This is a genomic window from Paenibacillus rhizoryzae, from assembly GCF_059686995.1.
Genome location: NZ_JCAALT010000004.1, coordinates 648,755 through 671,447, shown reverse-complemented (window position 1 = coordinate 671,447; position 22,693 = coordinate 648,755). Strand labels below are relative to the sequence as shown.

At 51.3% G+C, this 22,693-nt stretch carries 20 protein-coding genes; 14 read left to right on the top strand and 6 right to left on the bottom strand.

What is annotated here, in order from left to right; genetic code table 11:
* Positions 1-15 precede the first annotated feature (15 nt).
* Complete coding sequence (locus AC6ESO_RS15445; RefSeq protein WP_497092108.1) at positions 16-1,638, top strand: DUF6382 domain-containing protein; 1,623 nt, start codon at positions 16-18, stop codon at positions 1,636-1,638.
* 58 nt (positions 1,639-1,696) lie between these two features.
* Here the strand turns inward: AC6ESO_RS15445 and AC6ESO_RS15440 are convergent, their stop codons facing one another.
* Positions 1,697-2,596 (bottom strand): TIGR01777 family oxidoreductase, encoded by a 900-nt coding sequence (locus tag AC6ESO_RS15440; protein WP_497092107.1) that lies wholly within the window; start codon positions 2,594-2,596, stop codon positions 1,697-1,699.
* A 78-nt stretch (positions 2,597-2,674) separates the two neighbouring features.
* Positions 2,675-3,106 (bottom strand): DUF2621 family protein, encoded by a 432-nt coding sequence (locus AC6ESO_RS15435; protein ID WP_494820162.1) that lies wholly within the window; start codon positions 3,104-3,106, stop codon positions 2,675-2,677.
* Between the two features lie 253 nt (positions 3,107-3,359).
* On the opposite strand from AC6ESO_RS15435, the gene AC6ESO_RS15430 reads away from it, so the two are divergent.
* The 4 genes from AC6ESO_RS15430 to ppnP all read left to right on the top strand — a co-directional run bounded on the left by AC6ESO_RS15430 (position 3,360) and on the right by ppnP (position 8,148).
* Positions 3,360-4,487 carry a deoxyribonuclease IV gene (locus AC6ESO_RS15430; protein WP_497092106.1) on the top strand — a complete coding sequence of 376 codons (1,128 nt, stop codon included), beginning with the start codon at positions 3,360-3,362 and terminating at the stop codon, positions 4,485-4,487.
* Between the two features lie 49 nt (positions 4,488-4,536).
* A complete protein-coding gene (gene purU, locus AC6ESO_RS15425) occupies positions 4,537-5,436 on the top strand; it encodes a formyltetrahydrofolate deformylase (protein ID WP_497092105.1) in 900 nt (299 codons plus the stop codon).
* A gap of 280 nt (positions 5,437-5,716) precedes the next feature.
* Complete coding sequence (tkt, locus tag AC6ESO_RS15420; RefSeq protein WP_497092104.1) at positions 5,717-7,732, top strand: transketolase; 2,016 nt, start codon at positions 5,717-5,719, stop codon at positions 7,730-7,732.
* 98 nt (positions 7,733-7,830) lie between these two features.
* Positions 7,831-8,148 carry a pyrimidine/purine nucleoside phosphorylase gene (gene ppnP / locus AC6ESO_RS15415; protein WP_497092103.1) on the top strand — a complete coding sequence of 106 codons (318 nt, stop codon included), beginning with the start codon at positions 7,831-7,833 and terminating at the stop codon, positions 8,146-8,148.
* A gap of 94 nt (positions 8,149-8,242) precedes the next feature.
* Here the strand turns inward: ppnP and AC6ESO_RS15410 are convergent, their stop codons facing one another.
* A complete protein-coding gene (locus tag AC6ESO_RS15410) occupies positions 8,243-9,547 on the bottom strand; it encodes an NAD(P)-binding domain-containing protein (protein WP_497092102.1) in 1,305 nt (434 codons plus the stop codon).
* Positions 9,548-9,704: 157 nt separating this feature from the next.
* On the opposite strand from AC6ESO_RS15410, the gene AC6ESO_RS15405 reads away from it, so the two are divergent.
* From AC6ESO_RS15405 to AC6ESO_RS15380, 6 genes are all read left to right on the top strand, one after another.
* Complete coding sequence (locus AC6ESO_RS15405) at positions 9,705-11,054, top strand: glucose-6-phosphate isomerase (protein ID WP_497092101.1); 1,350 nt, start codon at positions 9,705-9,707, stop codon at positions 11,052-11,054.
* Between the two features lie 12 nt (positions 11,055-11,066).
* Entirely contained in the window at positions 11,067-11,699 is a 633-nt protein-coding gene (locus tag AC6ESO_RS15400; RefSeq protein ID WP_497092100.1) for a YigZ family protein, read from the top strand.
* Between the two features lie 215 nt (positions 11,700-11,914).
* Positions 11,915-12,718, top strand: coding sequence for a sulfate ABC transporter permease subunit CysT (cysT, locus tag AC6ESO_RS15395; protein ID WP_497092154.1), 804 nt, complete (start codon positions 11,915-11,917; stop codon positions 12,716-12,718).
* Complete coding sequence (locus AC6ESO_RS15390; protein ID WP_494820154.1) at positions 12,715-13,512, top strand: sulfate ABC transporter permease subunit; 798 nt, start codon at positions 12,715-12,717, stop codon at positions 13,510-13,512. Before cysT ends, AC6ESO_RS15390 begins: the two co-directional genes overlap by 4 nt.
* A 3-nt stretch (positions 13,513-13,515) precedes the next feature.
* Positions 13,516-14,580 (top strand): sulfate/molybdate ABC transporter ATP-binding protein, encoded by a 1,065-nt coding sequence (locus AC6ESO_RS15385; RefSeq protein ID WP_497092099.1) that lies wholly within the window; start codon positions 13,516-13,518, stop codon positions 14,578-14,580.
* Between the two features lie 23 nt (positions 14,581-14,603).
* On the top strand, positions 14,604-15,674 hold the full coding sequence (locus tag AC6ESO_RS15380; protein WP_497092098.1) for a sulfate ABC transporter substrate-binding protein: 1,071 nt from the start codon (positions 14,604-14,606) through the stop codon (positions 15,672-15,674).
* A 76-nt stretch (positions 15,675-15,750) separates the two neighbouring features.
* Here AC6ESO_RS15380 and AC6ESO_RS15375 read toward each other — a convergent pair whose 3' ends face one another.
* Positions 15,751-16,860 carry a stalk domain-containing protein gene (locus AC6ESO_RS15375; protein ID WP_497092097.1) on the bottom strand — a complete coding sequence of 370 codons (1,110 nt, stop codon included), beginning with the start codon at positions 16,858-16,860 and terminating at the stop codon, positions 15,751-15,753.
* A gap of 216 nt (positions 16,861-17,076) precedes the next feature.
* Between AC6ESO_RS15375 and AC6ESO_RS15370 the strand changes: the two genes are divergently transcribed.
* Positions 17,077-18,162: a YeiH family protein gene (locus tag AC6ESO_RS15370; RefSeq protein WP_497092096.1), complete on the top strand. Its 1,086-nt coding sequence runs from the start codon at positions 17,077-17,079 to the stop codon at positions 18,160-18,162.
* A 69-nt stretch (positions 18,163-18,231) separates the two neighbouring features.
* On the opposite strand, the gene AC6ESO_RS15365 is transcribed toward AC6ESO_RS15370, so the two are convergent.
* Together AC6ESO_RS15365 and AC6ESO_RS15360 are read right to left on the bottom strand one after the other, a co-directional pair.
* Entirely contained in the window at positions 18,232-19,032 is an 801-nt protein-coding gene (locus AC6ESO_RS15365) for a Cof-type HAD-IIB family hydrolase (RefSeq protein ID WP_497092095.1), read from the bottom strand.
* Positions 19,033-19,115: 83 nt separating this feature from the next.
* Complete coding sequence (locus AC6ESO_RS15360; RefSeq protein WP_497092094.1) at positions 19,116-19,964, bottom strand: helix-turn-helix transcriptional regulator; 849 nt, start codon at positions 19,962-19,964, stop codon at positions 19,116-19,118.
* Between the two features lie 115 nt (positions 19,965-20,079).
* Here AC6ESO_RS15360 and AC6ESO_RS15355 point away from each other — a divergent pair, with 115 nt between their 5' ends.
* Together AC6ESO_RS15355 and AC6ESO_RS15350 are read left to right on the top strand one after the other, a co-directional pair.
* Positions 20,080-21,027, top strand: coding sequence for an aldo/keto reductase (locus AC6ESO_RS15355; protein WP_497092093.1), 948 nt, complete (start codon positions 20,080-20,082; stop codon positions 21,025-21,027).
* A gap of 187 nt (positions 21,028-21,214) precedes the next feature.
* On the top strand, positions 21,215-22,636 hold the full coding sequence (locus tag AC6ESO_RS15350; protein WP_497092092.1) for a S41 family peptidase: 1,422 nt from the start codon (positions 21,215-21,217) through the stop codon (positions 22,634-22,636).
* The last annotated feature ends 57 nt before the right edge of the window (positions 22,637-22,693 follow it).

Sequence of the window (22,693 nt, the reverse complement as noted above, 5' to 3'; positions counted from 1 at the left end):
AGGAGAGAAACGTCTATGGTGTTTAAAGAGTTAAAGGTCGATTTTACGATGAAGCGCGGACTAGAAATGATCGTTGATTTGGAATCCGGCATTTCGAGGGAGCAGCTGGATCCAATTGAAATCAAGATGCTGCAAAGCCAGCGTATTCCCAAATTGCTGCCCGTGGAGTGGGTCGATATCGATGGAAAGATGACTTTCCGGTATCGATTGAATGGCAAACGAATCTTACTGCATCGCTTGCAAACTCAGCAGCTGACAATGATTCAATTCTATGCCTTGCTGCTTGCTATCGTAGAAGTACTGGATGACTGCAAGCAATACATGCTGCGCGAAGAAGGCTTTATGCTGCACGAGCAGTACATTTACATCGGAGATCATTGGGAGGATGCAGAGCTCGTGTACGTGCCGCTCCGAGATACAACTATCGTATCGTCAGCAGGTGAAGCGGTGCTCGCAATGGCTATTCGCTGGGTTGGTTACATTGTGCAGCCTGATGGAGCGGGTTTACAGCAAATCTTTCAGCATTTAAGAGGCGAGTATGTGTCATGGGGACAGCTTAGGCGGACTCTGCTAGCGCTTCTTGGAAGTGAATATAGGGAGTCAGTGAACGAAGAATCGCTAAATCATAGTCATGGTACCTCATTAGATCAAGCCAAAGGAATGCCAGGCGATATGGCTGCACCTCCAGCTAATCATGATCGGTTCGTAATAAAGAACAAATCTGTGCCACCTAGAGCTCAGGTTACTTTCCAAAAGGAAGGGGCAAGTGAGCGTAACCAAGGGGGATTCGAGCTTCCGATCATGGAAGTGCCTGTCCAAGAGCAAGTGGCTTCTTCAATAAAGAAGGGTTGGATGCTGGGAGCGGCTGGGCTTATTGTCACTGCAGTCATTTGGAGATTTCTCTATTTGCCATCCCCGTCTAATACCAGTCTGTTCATTTGCTCTGGTTTGACATTCATGACAGCAGCGGCATGTTTAATTGTGAATCGAAGGATAAGTTCTGACACGAGGAAGGAAGAAAGTCGCGATGGATGGAAAGAGAGGCAGGAATGGTCGGACGAGGATGGTTTCGTCCCAAACTCCATACCAATCCACATTAAACAAAAGCGGTTGAACTTATACCGTGAAGAATCTATGGATGAAGATATCCATTCCGAAGGTAAGTCAAACGGCATGCCATTACCTTATACATCTGCTCCTCTCATCGGAAAGACAGCTTCTCTTGAAGCATCGACAAGCGACGCAACCGTACTGCTCGGCCAGAATGCAGAACCGCAAAGTGAAGTGGATAATAAGAGTGCTCCATATCTTGAGCGTACTATAGAAGGAGAATCAGCGGTGGTTGTTAAACTGGAACAGATCCACTTTGTCATCGGCCGTGCGAGTGAGGGAGTGAACCATATGGACTTGTCAGCCGGTATTTCCAGAGCGCATCTGGAACTTAGCGTAAAGCAGGAGAGCTGGTTGGTGAAAGATATGGGCTCTCGAAATGGAAGTACCCTTAATGGAGTGACTATGATTCCATACAAAGTCTATCCTTTGAATGATAACGATTCGATCCAGTTAGCCGGCGATAGAGGACCGACCTATAAATTTCGAGCGGACTTACCCTCCGGTCCCGCAAGGCAAGCAGGATGAAGGGCAGTCCCCTAAGGTGAAGTACATGCGATATAAGGCCTATTATTCAAGAAATCTCTTACTTCCCGGTAATTAACTGCCGCAATGCATCTCGTACTGTATCGTAGCGGAACTCGAATCCAAGCTCCAGCGATTTGCGCGGGACCGCTCTCGATCCTTCCAGCAGCAGGAAAGACAGCTCACCGAGCAATGCCTTGAGCAAGAATGCCGGCACCGGAAACCAATGCGGTCTTCTCATGGCCTTGCCGATGGCTCTTCCAAATTCATCGTTCGTTACCGGCTCTGGCGCACATGCATTAACCGGTCCCTGAACTTCCGGCTCATCGAGGCAGAACAGAATCAGTCGAATCATATCGTCTTCATGAATCCAAGGAATCCACTGTTTGCCGCTTCCTATTCTACCGCCTGCCAATAACCGATAGGGCAGCAGCATCTTCGGGAAGGCGCCTCCCTTCATGCCGAGCACAAGTCCGATCCGCAGCTTCACAAGCCGCTTGACCTCGATGCGATCCGCAGCGGCTTCCCATTTCTCTACGACAGATGCGAGGAAATCAGTTACGCGAGCAGGGCTCCACTCATCGCTTGCTTTACTGCCATCTGTACCATAGATGGAGATCCCCGATGCGTTTATAACAACGGAGGGCTTACGCTGAAGTGATTCTACAACTTTACCTATCGCGCGTGCAGCATTTAACCTCGATTGCAAAATAGCGGATTTGCCTTCTTTCGTCCAGCGGCGGCTGATGGATTCCCCTGCCAGATTGACGATTGCGTCGATCCCTTCCAGCTTAACGGGAGAGTCGGCCAGTTTGGACCAAGTGATCGTATGCAGCTTCGGATTCGAGCCCATCTGCTTCTCAAATCTGGAGATAATCCATACTTCATCACCCCGCTTTAGAAGTGCATCGACAAGCATGGTCCCGACATATCCCGTTCCTCCGGTGACGGCTACCTTCATCTAAAGTGACCTCCTTTAACTCCACTGAGAGCATCCAATTGCTTCAATAATACTGCAAAAGCCGCCCAAGCGGGCGGCTTATTTATTGAGTAAATGTGTATAGGCGGAATAGTCGATCTTCTCCCTATCCAGAAAAGAGATTAAGCTCCGGTAATCCCGCTTAGGTGTCGCCCGAATATAACCTTCGATGCAGTGATTGCGCGATACTTCCGATGCACCGCCTTCAACGGCTACTTGAGCGATTTTGGCTGCAATGGAATGTCTCGCAATGTCCCGAAAAGCGCTTGGTACAGGAGAGACGAGCTGATCCAGAAAACTCTTGGAGTCCTCAGGCCACATGCCGCGGCTGCGCTCTACCCAATAGTTCTGCCAATCGAGCTTCGATTTGCCATCTCGCATCGGGAGCACTTTAAGGAATTTACGGAACATAAAATAGCCGCCGATCGACATAAAGCCGATCATTACAACTGCCCAAAACAATATAAAATACATAAACCAATTTGGTGCCATTCGATCGATTCACCTCTAGCTAACTCAGATATGCGAATTATACATAACAAATTGTTTCCATTATAAGCGATGACGTCTATCTCCCGCAACCGACATGGCATTTTCTAACACGCTATGCATGCATCCAAACTTTCCTTGGGGTCATACGCCTAGATTTATTTGAGCATTCCTTGTAAAATAGGAAGGACAAGCGTTTGCGAGGAACCGGACACACAGTGGTCCGTGCCTTGTAACGAAAGGAGCGAATGAGTCCATGTTAAAAATCGGATCCCACGTTTCATTTTCCGATAAAGGTCTGTTAACAGCAGCTAATGAAGCCGTATCCTACGGATCAAGTACATTCATGATTTACACCGGAGCACCACAGAATACACGGCGTAAACCGATTGAAGATTTATATATTCCCGATGGAAGAGACGCAATGGGCAAGGCAGGAATCGACGAGATCGTCGTTCATGCCCCATACATCGTAAACCTCGGTTCTTACAAAGACGATACGTTCGAGTTGGCGGTCCGCTTCCTGCAGGAAGAAATTCGCCGTACTGACGCGATCGGCGTACGCAACATCGTGCTTCATCCAGGTGCTTATACGGACAAGGATGCGGAATACGGAATTGCTCGCATTGCGGAAGGCTTGAATGAAGTGCTAAATGGTACGAAAGAAACAAACGTGAACATCGCTCTGGAAACGATGGCAGGCAAAGGCACTGAAATCGGTCGCAGCTTCGATGAGCTTGCAGCCATCATTGATAAAGTAGCTGCCAACGAACGCCTTACAGTTTGTATGGATACATGCCATATGCATGATGCCGGTTATGACATCGTCGATGATATCGATGGCGTACTGACCGAGTTTGACCGCATTGTTGGCCTTAACCGCGTCGCAGTTGTGCACGTTAATGACAGTAAAAATCCGCGCGGAGCGGGCAAAGACCGTCATGCACCGATCGGTGCCGGCTGGATCGGACACGATGCGATTCGCAATATCGTGCATCATGAAGCGCTTAAAGGACGTCCGTTTATCCTTGAGACGCCGTGGATTGGTCAAGAAGACAAAACGCAGCGTCCAATGTACGAAGCGGAAATTGCTTTGCTTCGCGGCGATGCGCATACACGTTTCGGCAGCGAGTTCTTGGAGGACGTGGAGCGCCTGCACCATTTCTTCAATAAACAGGACATCAACCACCGCGGCTACGTATTGTCCGTTTGGGATGTGCTGAAGAACGACGCGAAAGCGAAGAAAGCCGATCCGCGCGAGCCGATGGATCGTTTGTATGATCTGGTAGCCGAGCACCGCATTTTGCCGGAGCTTTCGGAAGAAGCCATTAATCAGCGGATTACGGCTTGGTTCGCGGGCAAAACGCTGCTTGTGAACGCATAAGCTGACCTATAGCTACTCTACTTGTTGACGGAAGGAAGACTTGTCTATTATGCAAAACATCTATCAGCCCGGACCGTCCTCGCAGCGCCCGGATAAGCGCAAACGTGCGACTATGCTCATCTCTTGTCCGGATCGGCCCGGAATTGTAGCGGCTGTCTCGCACTTCTTGTACGAGCATGGCGCGAATATCGTGCAGTCTGACCAGTATTCCATGGATCCCGGCGGCGGCATGTTCTTTATCCGTTTTGAATTTGATCTCAGCGACCTGGACACCGAACTGCCGGTGCTCCAGGAGGATTTTGCGCGCGTGGCAGATCGTTTCGAGATGAAATGGCATACGTTCCGCGCAAGCCGCAAGAAACGTCTGGCTATCTTCGTTTCCAAAGAAGATCATTGCTTGCTGGAGCTGCTGTGGCAGTGGCAAGCAGGTGATCTGGAAGCGGATATTGCCATGGTAATCAGCAATCATCCGGACATGAAAGCGCTCGTGGAATCGTTCGGTATTCCGTTCCACCACGTTCCGGTTACGGCTGACACGAAAGCCGAAGCAGAGAAGAAACAGCTGGAGCTCGTATCGGATAAAGCAGATCTGATCGTTCTGGCGCGTTATATGCAAATCATTTCGCCGAAGTTCATCGAGCAGTTCCCGAACCGGATTATTAACATTCATCATTCCTTCTTGCCGGCTTTCGTCGGCGGCAAACCGTATGCCCAAGCGTATACGCGCGGCGTCAAAATCATCGGAGCTACGGCGCATTATGTAACGGAGGAGCTCGACGGCGGACCGATCATCGAGCAGGACGTGCAGCGCGTCAGCCATCGCGATGAAGTGGACAACCTAAAGCGTATCGGACGTACGATCGAACGCGTCGTACTTGCACGTGCTGTGAAATGGCATGTCGAGGACCGGATTCTTGTGCACAAGAACAAGACCGTCGTATTCAATTAATCGAAGAAACCGTTAGCATGAGCTGACAGCAATGGCGTGTTTACGCGGAATTCTCCGTGTGAACGCGCCATTTTCATGTCGATTTTTAGCGCACTAACGCAATAAGGATGGAAAAGGCTCAATGGTAATGGTACAATATTTCAAAGCCAGTGCGGGAACACCGCCAAAGTGAATTAAAGAGAGAGCACCACACTTCATGAAACGCGCCGAGCCTCTACAAGATGGCGACAGCCGTTTCACTTTGTTGCAAGTCTATTCGGATTTAGGAGGAGTTTACGTAATGACAGTAACACAGAAGTCCATCGACCAGCTTTCCATCGACACGATCCGCACACTTGCGATCGATTCTATTGAGAAAGCAAATTCCGGCCACCCGGGCATGCCTATGGGAGCGGCTCCGATGGGGTATCAATTGTTTGCGAAAACAATGAACCACAACCCGTCTAACCCAACATGGATCAACCGCGATCGTTTCGTGCTTTCCGCAGGTCATGGTTCCATGCTGCTTTACAGCCTGCTGCACCTGTCGGGCTATGATCTTCCAATCGAAGAACTTCAAAACTTCCGTCAATGGGGCTCCAAGACACCAGGTCACCCAGAGTTCGGCCACACAGCCGGCGTAGATGCAACAACCGGTCCGCTTGGACAAGGGATTGCAATGGCAGTTGGTATGGCTATGGCTGAAGCGCATCTTGGCGCAACGTACAATAAACAAGAACTTAACGTGATTGACCACTATACATTTGCAATTTGCGGCGACGGCGACTTGATGGAAGGCGTTGCAAGCGAAGCAGCTTCGCTCGCAGCTCACCTGAAGCTTGGCAAACTAGTCGTCCTGTACGATTCAAACGATATCTCGCTGGATGGCGAGCTGAACCTTTCGTTCTCCGAGAATGTACAAGGCCGCTTCGAAGCTTACGGCTGGCAAGTCATTCGCGTAGAAGACGGCAACGATCTGAACGCGCTGGCTAAAGCAGTAGCTGCCGCACAAGCGGATACAAGCAAACCGACTTTGATCGAAGTGAAAACAACAATCGGTTACGGCAGCCCGAACAAAGGCGGCAAAGGCGGTCATTTGGGTACGCACGGCAGCCCGCTTGGCGCTGACGAGACTGTTCTGACTAAGCAATTCTACGGCTGGGAGAACGAAGCTTTCCACGTGCCGGCAGAAGTTGCTGCGCATTTCGCAGAAGTGAAAGCAAACGGCGAGAAAGCCAATGCTGCATGGGATGCTATGTATGCAACGTACAAAGCAGCTAACCCTGAGCTGGCCGCACAATTCGAAACCGCAATCAGCGGCAACTTGCCTGAGGGCTGGGATAAAGATTTGCCTGCCTACACACCTGCAGACAAAGCACTTTCGACACGTGTTGCTTCCGGTAACGCACTTAACGGACTAGCGAAGAACGTTCCGAACCTGCTGGGCGGATCTGCTGACCTTGAGAGCTCCACAATGACTCACCTGAAAGGTTTGCCTGTATTCAAACCAGGCAGCTACGAAGGCCGCAACGTTTACTTCGGCGTACGTGAGTTTGCAATGGCAGCAGCAATCAACGGGATGAGCTTGCATGGCGGCGTAAAAGCATTCGGCGCTACGTTCTTCGTATTCACGGATTACCTGCGTCCGGCAGTTCGTCTGTCCGCGCTGATGAAACAGCCGGTTGTTTACGTACTGACGCATGACAGTATCGCAGTTGGCGAAGATGGTCCTACGCATGAACCGATCGAGCAAATTGCTTCCCTGCGTATCATTCCGCAGCTGACTGTTTTGCGTCCGGCGGATGCGAACGAAACTTCGGCAGCATGGGCTTATGCGATTTCCAAAGCGGATCAGCCGGTTGCACTGGTTCTGACTCGTCAGAACCTGCCGATCCTAGAAGGTACGAACGAACAAGCTCGCGAAGGCATCGCGAAAGGCGCTTATGTCGTTTCTGAAGCGGCTGACGGCAATCCTCAAGCACAGCTGATCGCGACCGGTTCCGAAGTACAGCTTGCGGTTGCAGCTCAGAAAGCACTTGCGGCCGAAGGCATTCAAGTTCGTGTCATCAGTATGCCGAGCTTCGATCTGTTCGAGCGCCAGCCTAAAGCTTACAAAGATTCCGTTATTCTTCCCGGTGTTAAAGCACGTCTTGCAATCGAAATGGGTTCACCGTTCGGTTGGGAGCGTTACGTGGGCGACAGCGGCGCAGTATTGGGAATCCATACATTCGGTGCTTCCGCAAAAGGCGACCGCGTAATTGCGGAGTACGGCTTCACGGTTGAGAATGTTGTCAACAAAGTAAAAGGTTTGCTGTAGTCAACTGCGGGGCTGAAGGCCGTCTCTAAGTAACGCGGCTGAAAGCCCTGCTTAACTGTCCTCATTCTAAGCTTATACCACAAAGGAGCTAATGCCGAATGTCTCAATTCGAGAATGTTTCAATCGTCAAGAAAGCTAATGTATACTTCGATGGTAAAGTAACAAGCCGCACCGTGCTGTTCGCGGATGGAACGAAGAAAACGCTGGGCATCATGATGCCGGGCGAATATGAATTCGGTACAGATGTGAAGGAAATTATGGAAATCGTGGCAGGCGATTTGAAAGTGCTGCTTCCAGGCGATTCCGAATGGATCAGCATCTCCGGCAAAGGTGAGTTTACGGTTCCGGCAAATGCAAAGTTTAAGCTTCAAGTGGCATCAGTAACGGATTATATCTGCTCTTATATTCAAGAATAGTCTTCTTAAATGAAAAGCTGCCCCGCTCATCAACTTGGAATGATCCAAGGTGAGAACGGGGCAGCTTTTTTTGGCGTTAAAGGTAAAGTTCGATTTAGTCAGCCGTAATGCGTTGTTTGTTGATATAAGCTTCCAGCTGCAAACGCTGATAAGGAGCGAGTCCTGCCAGCAAGCAGCCATAACGGAAGCGGCTGCCATTGGTTTCAATGCGGATAATGCGTCCGGTTACCGGAGGCAGCTCCGAATCCTGAGGGAAGTGGATCACGACGAACATATCGCACTCCAGCGGGAAGTTGGACGAAATTTGAAGGCCGCTTTCGGAAATATCGCAAAGTGTTCCATCGATCAATTGACCAGAGAATGAACCTTCCTGCGCCCATTGATAAACGGAAAGCTTAAGTGGCACATTCAGTGCAAGGCGTTCTGCACGGCGGCGGTTCTGACCGTTATCGGAAGCTTGGACTGAAGCCGGTGCTTCCGCAGCGGCTGCAACTGCATCTTCGACATCGCTGTGAGTCGTAATCCGTTTGTTGATCCATTGCTCATAGCCGTGTGCGAGCGCGGAGAGATCCAGCTCTCCAAGCCCCATCGCGTCTCCGACTTGATAGAGGCTCTTTACTGTTTCAAGAATCGGCGTTGGCGTCTTCAGCTCATCAGAAAGCGAGGAAGCCAGGCGCAGATCCTTCAGCATGAGCGCGAGCGAGAATTGAACGCTGAAATCGCGTTCCAGCAGCTTCGGCGCTTTCAGCTCGGCCATTTTGCTCGCTGCTCCACCGGATTGTACAAGCTCAAGGAACGACTTGGCGTCGATTCCGCCGCTTGCGGCAATAGCCATCCCCTCAAGCAGGGCGGCAACGTTGATGCCGACAATCGTGTTATGGGCCAGCTTCGCAGTTGAACCGCTGCCGCTCGGACCCATTGGAATAACCTTGCGTCCCATGGCGTTCAGGACATCATGCACTTTATGGATGACTTCGATATCGCCGCCAACCATGAAGACAAGGGAGCCGCTCTCAGCGGCAGGCTTGCTTCCCGTCACCGGAGCATCGAGGAAGTCGCCGAATTTAGCCGAAACATCCGTATGTAACTGACGTGATAAAGCCGGAGAAATCGTACTGCTGTCGATCACAACCGTGCCCGGCATCATAGCTCCGAGCAGACCGTTCTCACCGTAGTAGACTTCACGAATCGCGTCATCGTTGCTGATCATCGTAATAATCAGATCCGATACGCGAGCTGCCGCTGCAGGCGATGAAACTTCATCCGCACCAAGCTCGAGAAGCTTGTCCGCTTTGCCCGGCGTACGGTTAAATACCGTAACGGCGTACCCTTTGCGGAGCAAGTTGGCAGCCATGGGCTCGCCCATAACCCCTAGGCCGATAAATGCAATTTTAAACATGTATGTCATCTCCTCGAAAGCGGATTTTATGTGATTTCATTTTATCACAAAATTGTGGGGAGAAGTATTGGCCCCCTTCATCGCTTGTTTTTACCTAACAAATCCATTATCCTTATCCTAGTTGTAAACAGGATAATTTGTGGGAGGTTTAATACGAATGAGTAAAGCAGTTCAGTTTGATTATAGCAAGGCATTGTCGTTCATCGGCCAGCATGAAATCGATAATCTGGCAGGGCAAGTACGCGCAGCGCATGACCAGCTTCGCGAAGGTACGGGCGCAGGCTCGGACTACCTGGGCTGGATCGACCTGCCGACGAATTATGATAAAGAAGAGTTTTCCCGCATTCAGAAAGCAGCTGCGAAGATCGGATCCGACTCCGAGGTGCTTATCGTTATCGGCATCGGCGGCTCTTATCTAGGCGCTCGCGCTGCCATCGAAATGCTGTCACACTCTTTCTATAACTTGCAGCCGAAAGAACAACGCAAGACGCCGCAAATTTTGTTCGCAGGCAATAACATCAGCTCTACGTATGTAACGCATTTGCTTCAATTGCTGGAAGGCCGCGACTGGTCGATCAACGTGATTTCCAAGTCCGGTACAACAACTGAACCGGCAATCGCATTCCGCGTATTCCGCGAAGCATTGGAAGCGAAGTATGGCAAAGCAGAAGCGCGCACACGTATCTATGCGACAACAGATCGCGAGAAAGGTGCACTGAAGAAGCTGGCAACGGAAGAAGGCTACGAATCCTTCATCATCCCTGATGATGTTGGCGGACGTTATTCCGTGCTGACGGCAGTTGGTTTGCTGCCGATCGCAGCTGCAGGCATCAATATCGAAGAGATGATGAAAGGCGCAGCGGATGCACAGCAAGCGTACAGCAGCCCGGTGCTTGCCGAGAACGAAGCGTACCAATACGCAGCAGCGCGTAACGCCCTTTACCGTAAAGGCAAAGCAACGGAAATTCTCGTTAACTACGAGCCGGCGCTTCACTTCGTGTCGGAGTGGTGGAAACAACTATACGGCGAGAGCGAAGGCAAAGACTTCAAAGGGATCTTCCCGGCTGCCGTAGACTTCTCGACGGACCTGCACTCCATGGGTCAATTCATTCAAGAGGGTAACCGTAACATCTTCGAAACGGTCATCCAAGTGAAGAACGTGGCAGAGCAAATTACGATCGGCCACGATGCGGGAGACCTGGACGGGCTTAACTTCCTGACTGGCAAAACAATGGATTTCGTAAACAAGAAAGCCTTCGAAGGCACACTTCTTGCACATACGGACGGACAAGTGCCTAACTTTGTCGTGAACATTGCGGACATGACACCTTATACATTCGGCTACCTGGTGTATTTCTTCGAAATCGCATGCGGCATCAGTGGGTACCTGCTGGGCGTCAATCCGTTCGACCAACCGGGCGTTGAAGCGTACAAGAAGAACATGTTTGCATTGCTTGGCAAACCGGGCTATGAGAAAGAGAAGGCTGAGCTGGAAGCTCGCCTGTAAGCTCCCATTGTCATGCTGCCGAGATACAAAACGCTGCGTCAGCAGGCCAGCAAAGAGATCGTCATTAAGAAATCGCGTTTCATCGGCTACGGTAAGCCGGTAACGTCGGAGGCAGAAGCGATTGCCTACATAGAGGAGCTGAAGAAGCTTCACTGGAACGCGTCGCATAACTGCTCGGCCTATGTCCTCGGCGAACGCGACGAGATCCAGAAGCAGTCCGATGACGGGGAGCCAAGCGGTACAGCCGGCAAACCGATTCTGGAGGTCATTAAGCATCATGGCCTCAAGAACGTTGTCATTGTCGTAACTCGGTATTTCGGAGGCATTATGCTCGGTGCAGGCGGCCTTATTCGAGCCTATACGGATGGTGCCGTTGCGGCGATTGAAGCAGCCGAGCCCATCGTGAACATTCTGCATCGCGAAGTGATCGTCGATGTCGATTACACCTGGTATGGCAAGCTCGAGAATGAATTCCACGCCCGTAACGTACGAATCGGCGGAACCGAATTCACGGACCGGGTTGTCATCACCTGTCTGCCGGAAGCGCCGGAGGCAGAGCGATTCAGCGCGTGGATAACCGATGTCACCCAAGGGCAAGCAACACTGTCTTTTGGCGAAGAGAAGTACTATATTGAAGGCGAATAACGCCATAAGAAGCTCCCCGGGCCAGCTGTGCCGGGGAGCTTTCTTGTTCCATCGCCTTGCATCTCTGCCAGATGAAGAATAATTAGGATTGACTAGACGCGCCTCCGTCTGCTACATTTAATACCAAGTAGTTTGATGGGAATTAAAATCCGTAAAATCCACTACAACGATTCCTCAAGGAAAGTGTCAGGGGGTAAGTCAGCTTGAATATCATCATGCGCAGCCGCTTGTGGAGCTTTGGCTTCCGCAGCACCATTATGCTTTATTTCGTATTGCTGATTGTTTTGCCGATTATCGGGATTTACTCGCAATCCTTTGAGCTTGGCCTGCAGCCTTTCTGGGACAGCATCACGGACCCACTGGCTTGGAAGGCCGTGCTGCTCACGATTAAACTCTCCGTTATTGCTGCACTTATCAACGTCTTTCTTGGAACCATGATTGGATGGGTATTGATTCGTTACCGATTTCCGGGGCGAAGAATACTTAATAGTTTAGTAGATTTGCCATTTGCGCTGCCGACGGCTGTCGGCGGCTTGATGATATTGCTGCTCCTGGGTCCGAACAGCTTCGCGGGCGGAATCGCCGATAAGCTCGGATTTCAGATCGTATTTCATGAACCTGCTATTATCGTAGCCATGGTGTTCGTGACCTTTCCCTTTGTCATTCGCGGCGTTCAGCCGCTGCTGGAAGAGCTCGACAAGTCGGAAGAAGAAGCCTCGTATACGCTTGGCGCATCGAGGACGAGAACCTTCTTTCAAGTGATATTCCCTTCCATGCTCCCGGGTATTATCAGCGGGGCGATGCTGGCTTTCTCGCGCGCGCTGGCAGAATTCGGCGCTGTCGTTCTCGTAGCAGGCAACATTCCGGGAAAAACGCTGATCGCGGCCGTTTATATTTTCGGCGAAATTGAAAGCGATAACGTGCAGGGGGCCGCGGCCGTTTCCGTTATGCTGCTGACACTGTCGTTCCTCATTCTTTGGGCGGTCAACCTCGTCCAATCGAGGAGGCATGACAAATGAGAAAGCTTTGGATCACGCTAACCTATCTGGTGTTTCTGATTCTGCTGATTGCACCGCTCGTGAAGATTTTTACCGGCTCCTGGGGAGATGGCTGGAGCGGCTTCGCCGAAGCGCTGACTCGCAAACAATCCTTGCATGCGCTTATGATGACGGGCCTAATCGTCGTTGTCGTAACGCTCCTAAATACGCTTTTCGGCGTCATGCTAGCCCTCTATCTCGTTAGAGGGACGTGGCTGAGCAAACGGATCAAAGGGCTGATGAACAGCATCGTGGATTTGCCGTTTGCGGTTTCGCCGGTCATCGGCGGGTTGATGATCGTCCTTATGCTCGGTCCGAGCTCGGTGCTCGGTACATTTTTCGAAGAGATCGGCTTCAAAGTGGTTTATGCATTGCCCGGAATGATTCTTGCTACGCTCTTCGTGACGTTCCCGCTTATGGTGCGCGAAGTCATGCCGGTGCTGCAGGAGATTGGCTCTCAGCAGGAAGAAGCGGCATCAACGCTTGGTGCTTACTCCTGGTACACCTTCTGGAAGGTGACATGGCCTTCGATTCGCTGGGGCGTCATCTATGGGGTTGTATTGACCGTTGCAAGGTCGCTCGGCGAGTTTGGTGCAGTACTGGTCGTTTCAGGCAATATCATGAACAAGACGCAAACGGCGACAACGCTCGTTTATCAGGATGTCGAGAATTTCAATGTTATCGCGGCAAGCAGTGTGGCGCTTGTGCTGGCTGCATTCTCAGTCGGCTTGCTGCTGCTTATGGAATGGGCGAAGAAGAGAAAGGAAGTGCATTAAGCGATGCATATCGAGGTGCGCGGTTTAAATAAACAGTTCGGCGATTTTCAAGCGGTGAAGGATGTTAGCTTTCAGATTGCAAAAGGGCAGCTGATTGGTCTGCTTGGACCGAGCGGCGGCGGAAAAACGTCGATTCTCCGCATGCTTGCGGGGCTGGAGACGCCAACCTCCGGCGATATCGTGTTTCATGGCAAACGGGTCAATGACCTGCCGCCGCAAGAACGCGGAATCGGGTTTGTATTCCAGAATTATGCCCTGTTCAAACATATGACGGTTTATGATAATGTCGCTTTCGGCTTGAAGGTCAAGAAAGAACCCAAAGATGCCATCCGCGAGCGTGTCATGTCGCTGCTTGAGCTAACGGGCTTGAAGGGCTTCGAACACCGTTACCCGCACCAGCTCTCCGGCGGTCAACGCCAGCGTGTAGCTTTTGCCCGGGCACTTGCTCCGCAGCCGCAGCTGCTGCTGCTGGATGAGCCGTTTGCCGCAATTGACGCGAAGATTCGGCATGAGCTTCGCACATGGCTGAAGGAAATGATTGAGCGTCTTGGGATTACGTCGATTTTCGTTACGCATGACCAAGATGAAGCGATTGAAGTAGCCGATGAAATTATGATTATTAACAAAGGCCGCCTGGAACAGAAGGGGACGCCTTGGGATATTTATAAAAGTCCGCAAACCCAATTTGTGGCCAGCTTCATTGGGGAGTCCACGATCGTGGATAAAGTGGAAATGCTTAAAGGCTTCGAAGAAGCCAAGAACTGGCCGGGTACGAAAGCACTCATACGTCCGGAATATATTGAGATCGGCAAGCGCCATGAATTCCGTCTCCCTTCTGCAACCGTGATTGGCAAAGTGAAACATCTGCATTTCCGCGGAAGCGAGTGGATGGTTGAGGTAGAGGTTGGCGACATTAAGCTGATTACGTATCGTTCGCTTGAGAAGGATGTGCTGCAGCCGGGCGAGGAAATCAGTGTCCTCATTCACCGCGCCTACCTGTTTAATGACAATGACACGTGGATTATGGAGAACAAGCTGAAAGAAGATCCGATGCCGATGCATATTTAACTTAAGAAAGCGTTGTGTACACAATGAAATCGATCCTAACAACAGGTTGGCGCATTGCGGCGGCGGCGCTAATGGCGTCTTCACTTCTCTTCACAGCAGCATGCGGGAATGACACATCGACTTCGGTTAATGGGAATGAGCCTACTGCTGCAAAAGGTGATCTCACGCTCGTGATCGGTGCTTATTCCGTAGCCAAGGATGCATTCGATGTGATATTGCCGAAATTTGCGGAGCAGTGGAAAGCGGAGACAGGGCAGACGATTACGTTCCAGGAATCGTACGAAGCGTCCGGTACTCAGGCTCGCGCGATCGCAGGCGGATTCGAAGCGGATATAGCGGCGCTTGCAATGGAAAGCGATATCGATAAGATTCAGAAGGCGGGCTTCATTACGCACGATTGGCGGAAAGTCGGCACCGGCGGGATGATTACGCGCTCCATCGCAGTAATGGGCACGCGTGAAGGCAATCCTAAAGGGATTCATGATTGGGAGGACCTCACACGTAAAGGCGTGAAGGTGCTGTATCCGAATCCGAAAACCTCCGGCGGCGCGCAGTGGGACATCAATGCGATGTACGGTGCGGGACTCAAGGAATCGGAAGCGAAAACAGGACGGAAAGACCCGGCATACGCCAAGGCGTTTCTGGAACGGATTCACCATCATGTAGAGTCGCTGGATAAGAGCGGCCGTGCATCCATGGCTGCCTTTGAATATGGCGTAGGCGATGTCATCATCACTTACGAGAATGAGCTGCTTGCCCGAATTAAGAAAGGCATTCCGTATGAGGTGATCGTACCGAAATCGACCATCCTGATTGAGAATCCGGCTGCAATTGTCGATGTGAACGTCGATAAGCACGGTACTCGTAAAGCGGCTGAAGCGCTGCTCGCCTATTTGTTCAGTGAAGAAGCGCAGCGTATTTTCGCGGACAACGGCTTCCGACCGGTTAACGAAAAGGTGATGGAAGAGGTCAAAGGCAATTATAAGACCCCTGAGGATTTGTTTGATATTAGCTACTTGGGAGGATGGGCGAAAGTTCGCGAGTCGCTTTATTCACCGAAAGGCGTATGGTATCAAGTGTTGGCCGGGATTTAAATGTAGTCGGTCTTATAGCATCAATAGTAAAAAGCTCCCTGAAGCAGGGAGCTTTTTTTGCTGGTTTGTATTCGATTTAGCCGATGGCTACGGCATCCTTCGTGTAGGAAACAGTGGCGTTAAGCACTTTAGAGAAGAAAGACAGCGGCACATATAGCGTATTGTCTCTCATGACAGGAGCTGCACCAAGCGTGACTTGAGCAGCAGCAGCGGCATAGTTGTCTTTGCCGACTTGCAGGGAGACATGCTGCTTACCTTTGTCAACATCGATCCAACCCGCATTCCAGCTAAGCTCGTAGCCTAATTGTGCCGAAATCGCGCGAAGCGGAGCCATTGCAATGCCATCTTTGCCTGCGAAGAGATGAGCGCCGGAGATTGTTTTGCCGCCGATTTTTATGGACAAGGAACTGAGGTTACCCGGTACGGCTGCATCTGGTTTGCTGCCCGGAATGGCAACGGCGATTTCCCGAATCCCTGCTGCAAAAGGCGCGATCTCGTATTGCTGGAAGACGAGTACGGCTTTGCCGTTCTTGATGTAGAAGGGTTGATTGCCAGCGATCGACTTAAAGGCATCTTTGAAATAAATATCGGAATGTGCGGCAATTTCGGCGTTAACCGCCTTATTGAGGATGGTTTTATAGCCTTCGCCGAAAAGTTCTTTAAGCTTCACAGCGGAAGCCTTCACTTCATTGCGCACATTGTAGGTGTCAACGCGTGTCCAGTCATGAGCTCCGCCGGTATAGGCAGAGGTAATCAATTTGAAGGAAAGGACGCCGCCTGCGTCTTTGCTGCCATTGCCGATGAGTTCATAGCTGACTTTGAAGAGATAAGGTCTGAATTCATAAACACCGACTGCAGCGGCAGCATCATCCTTGGCTTGTTTTTTCAACTTCTCAAGCTCTGCATGTGCACGTGCCGAAAGGTTGGCATTCAGTGTATTCTGGTAGCTTTTATCTTGCATCCCGCTGATGACGGGGATATTAAGCTCGGACTCGTAATAGTCGGTTTTATCCGTAACAGTCTTGGAAGTCAATTGGACAGCGCCGGCTTGAACGCTAACAGCTGCTTGTGTAGTTACGGGTGTGGCTTGAGCCGCGAAAGCGAGCGGTGCTGACAGAGTAAGAAGAAGCGAGCTTACGGCTCCGATAGTGATGATCCGTTTGAATGGTTGCTGTATGTTGTACATAAATAATCCCTCCAGGTTTGTTTAGGCTAGGACTTCAGTATAACGGGCATCAACCAACTAGGAGTGTCAAAATGGTAACGAAAGGGATAGGGCTGGTTTTCCCCATGAATAACATAACAATCCTTTATTCTTTTCATCATTATGATTGATTTCTCTTATCAACGGCTGCCACGTATAATGAAAACCAACAACCAGACACGGAGGTGGCAGACGGTTATGATACTTGAGCTGACAATTAAACCGATTGGTCTCTATATAGCAAGCCTCGGCTCTGCCGGCGGGAAGAAAGCAGGCGGAATCGGATTTACCTTTCTATTGGCGGCTGTCGGTTATGGATTATCGCAGCTGCCGGTTCTCCATTATGTAGGGCAGATGGCATGCGCCATTCTGCTTGCGGTTATTTATAGGCAGGTGTGGGGATATCCGGCGGAGGTTCTTCGCGGGGGCATCACATTCTCGGGTAAAAGCTTACTGCGACTTGCCATTATCCTCTACGGGTTAAAGCTTAATCTGCTGCAAGTATTCCAGGATGGACCGAGCTTGCTCATTCGGGATATCGCAGCTGCTGTATTCGCCATAGGCTGCACACTGCTGCTGGCGAAGCTGCTGAAGGCCGATCAGAAACTGTCGCTGCTGCTTGGCATTGGCACCGCGATTTGCGGTGCGGCGGCTATTGCAGCGGTATCGCCGATTTTGCGCAGCAAGGAGGAAGACACCGCTCTAAGTGTCGGCCTCATCGCACTTATAGGGACGGTATTTGCCGTCGGGTATACGATGCTTCGCCCCTTCCTTGCGCTGACGGAGCTGCAATATGGGATCTGGTCCGGAACGAGCTTGCATGAAATTGCCCATGTTGCGCTGGCGGCCGCCCCTGCCGGTGAAGATGCGCTCGCGAGCGCGCTGCTTGCGAAGCTCGGCCGAGTGTTCCTGCTTGTACCGTTAAGCTTTGTTCTTATTCTGGTGCAGCAGAAGAGGCAGCGGTCAAAGCAGCTACAGGCATCCGGAGCGGAAGATAATGAACAGATTCGCCGGACGGCTAAGCTTCAGCTTCCTTGGTTTCTGCTTGGTTTTCTCGCACTTAGCGCGCTTGGGAGCACCAGCGCCGGGCAGAGCTTTATCCATCATGCACCGGAGGTAATGAACGCTATTACGCAAATAACCACCTTCTTGTTGACCATGGCGATGGTGGCGCTTGGGCTCAATGTAGATCTGCGCGGCAGAGGCAAAGCGATTATGAAGCCGCTAGCTGCCATGTTTATTGCATCGATCCTGCTCGCAGTAGGTGTTTATTTTACAATCTGATTTAGCAAAAAAGAGCTGCACCGTCACAGTCGTCACAATCGACTGTCGGTGCAGCTCTTTCGTTAGGGGTTAAACGGTTTGAAGAATGAACTTCTCAATGACATGGCGAACGCCTTCATCATTGTTGGATTTCGTGACAAACTGCGCGATGTCTTTCAGCTTCTGAACGGCGTTGCCCATCGCTACGCCTAGTCCTGCCGTTTCAATCATCTCGTGGTCGTTCCAAGAGTCGCCGATTGCGATCACTTCATCCAACGAACAGCCGATATGCTCCGCCATAAACGCAATCGCATGTCCTTTCGTGCCTTCCTTATGCGTAACCTCAAGGAAGTGCGGCTTAGATTTCGTAATATGCGCCTGATTCCCGATCAATGGAGCAAGATCTGCGGCGACTTCATCAAGGCGCGCAGGATCGTCGATCATCAGCATCTTGGCCGTCGGGCGTTTGATGAGCGATTTCAGATCAGGCTCTACCACGAACGGAATATTCGCCAGCTTCGAGTAGTCGCGTGCCTTCTGATTATCTTCTTTTACATAAATAACATCATCCGTATACAGCTGCAGATGGATATTGTGATCCTCGCAGTACTGCATCAGCAGCTCGGCAGCATCCTGAGGAACGTAGCGCTCATAGAGCACTTGCTCGTCCAGTAATGTTTTGACGCTGGAGCCCTGGTACGTGATAATCGGGACATTCAGTTCGATTTGATGAGCAATCTTCTTCGCGGATGGGAACATGCGGCCTGTCGCCAAAGTGACGAACACGCCTTTCTCCATAGCTGCTGTCAATGCTTCTTTCGTTCCCGGTGTTACCGTACATTCATCTGTTAAGAGCGTGTCGTCAATATCAATGGCAATTAATTTATACATGATTGCTCTCTGCTCCTTCTCTCTCCTGCGTACGCATTTTCATTGATTGTAGCGGAAATCAGAGGTAGGAACAACCCTAATCCCTATGTCGACATTGTAAATTGCTGACGATAGGAAGTCGGCGTCATGTTCTCGCTTTCTTGAAAGCGCTTGTTAAAATAACTCGGGTGGACGTAACCGGACAGCCTCGCTACCTCATTCACACTGAGGTCCTGCCGTTCGACGAGCAGCTGTTTGGCCCGCTGGATGCGGCACATCGTCACGAATTCGAGCGGGGTTTGGCCGGCGGCGCGGCGAAACCATCTGCAGAAAGCAAACCGATTCGTTCCCGCGCGCGCTGCCCATTCATCAAGGTCGAATGGCTCGGCTGCGGCGGCTTGCAGCTCAGGCAGGAGCTTCAGCATCCGTTCGATTGCAGATGCACCGGCGCTTGGAGCTGTAATAGGCTCAGCCTGTTCGATGAATTCTGCGATAATGCCGTACATCAGCATGGAAATGCGGCTGGGATGCAGCATCTTGTGCTGATTGATCTCTTCAAGCAGCTCATCGATCAGGCTCTCGAGCACTAATGGAGACCGAACGCGCCATCCAATCGAACGGTGGAAGCGGCGTTCGGTCAGATCAGCAAGGACACCGCTGCCATAGAAATGGATCCACTTGATGTCCCACGGCTGATCATCGTCGGCGAAGTACGCCTGTTTATCGCCCGGGAAATAGAGAAAGGCATCGCCTGCGTTCAACTCATAGCGTTGACCGTCATGCTCGACATAACCTTTGCCCGAGGTGACGAGATGCAGGTTGAATTCCTGCAGCATTCCAGCCGCTCGGCGCACATCATGCCCTTGATTATGTTCATAATATCCGGCAGACTCCGGGAAACAATAGAACCTGTTCCTCCGCAGCAGCGGAAGCGTCAAATGATGCTTAGCCATCGGCATACTCCTTGCATGAGCAATATCGTTGTAGTCCATGCAATATATTTCGATTTTTGAAAGTGAATTCCTTTACTATAATGATCAATATAACGATATGAAGGAGCGCAGATCGATGACGACTATGAAACGAATCGCAATTGCAGGCATTGAGCAGGGAGTTACGCAGCTCATTCAAGGCTCGATGATGCTTAATATTGATCGGATGGATTATTCCGGCGAACTGCTTGACGCTTATGTAGCAGCCGGAGGCAACGCCATTGATACGGGGCATATTTACGGTGCGAGCTCGGCCCAGGCTATCGGGCAATGGATGGTGGAGCGCGGGAACCGCAGTGAGATTGTCATCATCGGGAAAGGCGCGCATCCTTACGAGCAATCCCGCATGACCAAAACCTGCATTCAAAGTGATTTGGTGGAGTCGCTTGAGCGGCTGCAAACGGATTATATGGATATGTACATGCTTCACCGCGACGATCCGAATGTGAACGTCGGCTATATTCTGGAAGGACTCAATGATCAGCTCGCTGCAGGTCGCTGCCGCGCAATCGGCGCATCGAACTGGAGCGTGGCCCGCATACAAGAAGCCAATGCTTATGCCGCGAAACACGGCATGACAGGCTTCGCTTGCAGCAGTCCGAATTTAGCGCTGGCAAGACCTAATGAGGCGCGCTGGGCAGGCTGTGTCACGACAACAGCGGAGGACGAAGCTTGGCATGAGAAGTCGCAGCTGCCGGTTTTATCTTGGTCTTCGCAATCCGGCGGGTTCTTTACAGACCGCTATTCCGAAGATAATCGCGAAGATGCTGAGATGGTTCGCGTCAATTACAGCGCGGAGAACTGGGAGCGCAAGCGCAGGGCGGCATTGCTGGCGGAGAAATACGGCGTAACCGCGAATCATATCGCACTGGCCTATGTACTGAATCAGCCGTTCCCGGTCGCGGCTATTATCGGACCGCATAAGCCAAGCGAGCTGCATGACAGCCTCAAGGCATTGCCGGTTACATTGACCGATGCCGAGCGTGATTGGCTGAACCTGCTTACAGAGAAAGCGGCGCTGTAGCACTTCAGCGACACGAATAGAACTTTACAAGGCGTCTCCCAGCACGAACAGACTGTTGCAGCGTTGCAGCAATCGGGTCTGTTTCCTGTGCGCGGGGGCGTCTTTTTGCTTTGCCGGGAAGGAACTTGCGACAGCCGCTCGAATGCGATAGAGTGAGTTACAGGTTCATTTTGGAAGAGGTGTCTGAGTGAGTATTTATGGTGAGAAAGCGGTAAAACAGCGGCGGCGCGTTTCCATGGCTGTACTGCTGACAGTAGCGGTAGTGGTTGGATTTGCAGGGGGAAGGTTCAGCATGCTGCTTCAGTACCCCATTATGAAGGAGCCGGCATTCCGCAATTTATCTTACGCGTATAAAGAAATCATGAATCGCTACTTGGAAGGCGCGGATTCGAAGGCGCTTGTGGACGGTGCTACGGAAGGCATGGTCGGCTCGCTCGGCGATCCTTATTCGGTTTACTTAACTGGAGATCGAGGGGAGCAGTACATCAGCTCCTATGAGGATCATTTTGTCGGAATCGGCGTTGAAATTCGTGAGGAAGATGGGCGGTATATCATCGATAAATTGATTAAGAGCGCCCCTGCGGAGAAGTCCGGTTTGAAGGCAGGCGATGTGTTCGTCTCGATCGACGGAACGTCGGCCAAGGGACTCGACTTAACGAAGCTGAAGGAGCTTGTGCAGGGCAAAGAAGGATCGACGGCGAAGCTGACCGTTCAGCGGGAGGGCTCAAGTAAACCGCTTGCCATATCGGTTGTGCGCGGCGCCGTTCCGGTGCTCACGGTTACTTCGAATATGCTGCCTAATGGTGTAGGAGAAATTACCATCAGCCGATTCGCGGAGAAGACGGCGGATGAATTTAACGCTGCGATTGAAGCGCTGCAGAAGAAGGGGATGAAGTCGCTCCTGCTCGATCTGCGCGGCAACCCGGGCGGCCTGTTGGATCCGACCATTACGATCGCAAATCGTTTCGTTCCGAAGGGGAAAACGATCGTACAAGTCGTGTATAAAGGCGAGAAACGCGTTATTACTCATCTATCGAAACAGAAAGAACCATGGAAGCTGCCGATTGCGATTCTGGTGGATGCTCATACGGCAAGCTCTGCCGAGGTGCTGACTGCAGCGCTCAAAGCGACTGCCGATGCCAAAGTCGTAGGCGAGAAGACGTTCGGTAAAGGAATCGTACAGAACTTCCGTCAATTGAAAGACGGCTCTGTGCTTAAGCTGACGGAGGCGCAGTGGCGTTCGCCGGACGGTCAATGGATTCATAAGAAGGGCATCGAGCCGGGTTATGTGGTTGCGGCGCCCGATTATGCGCAGCTGCCGCGACTTGCGGCTGGCTTGAAGCTGGGAATTGGCGATTATGGCGACAAGGTGCAAACGGTGCAAAGTTTGCTGCAAGCGCTCGGATATTCGGTAGGAGCAGGCAAAGGCATCTATGATGAGGATACGGCTGCAGCAGTTCGCAGCTTCCAAGGAAATGAAGCTTTACCGCAAACCGGCGCGATGAACGACAAGACTGCTTACCGTATGATGGTGAAGCTGACGGATAAATTCGAAGTCGAGGATCCACAACGTAACAAGGCGGTTTCGCTGCTTCAAGCCGCTAAGTAGCAACCTTTTCGGCGTGATCGTCGTTGAAATACTGGAGTAAAGTCGGAAGCGACAACT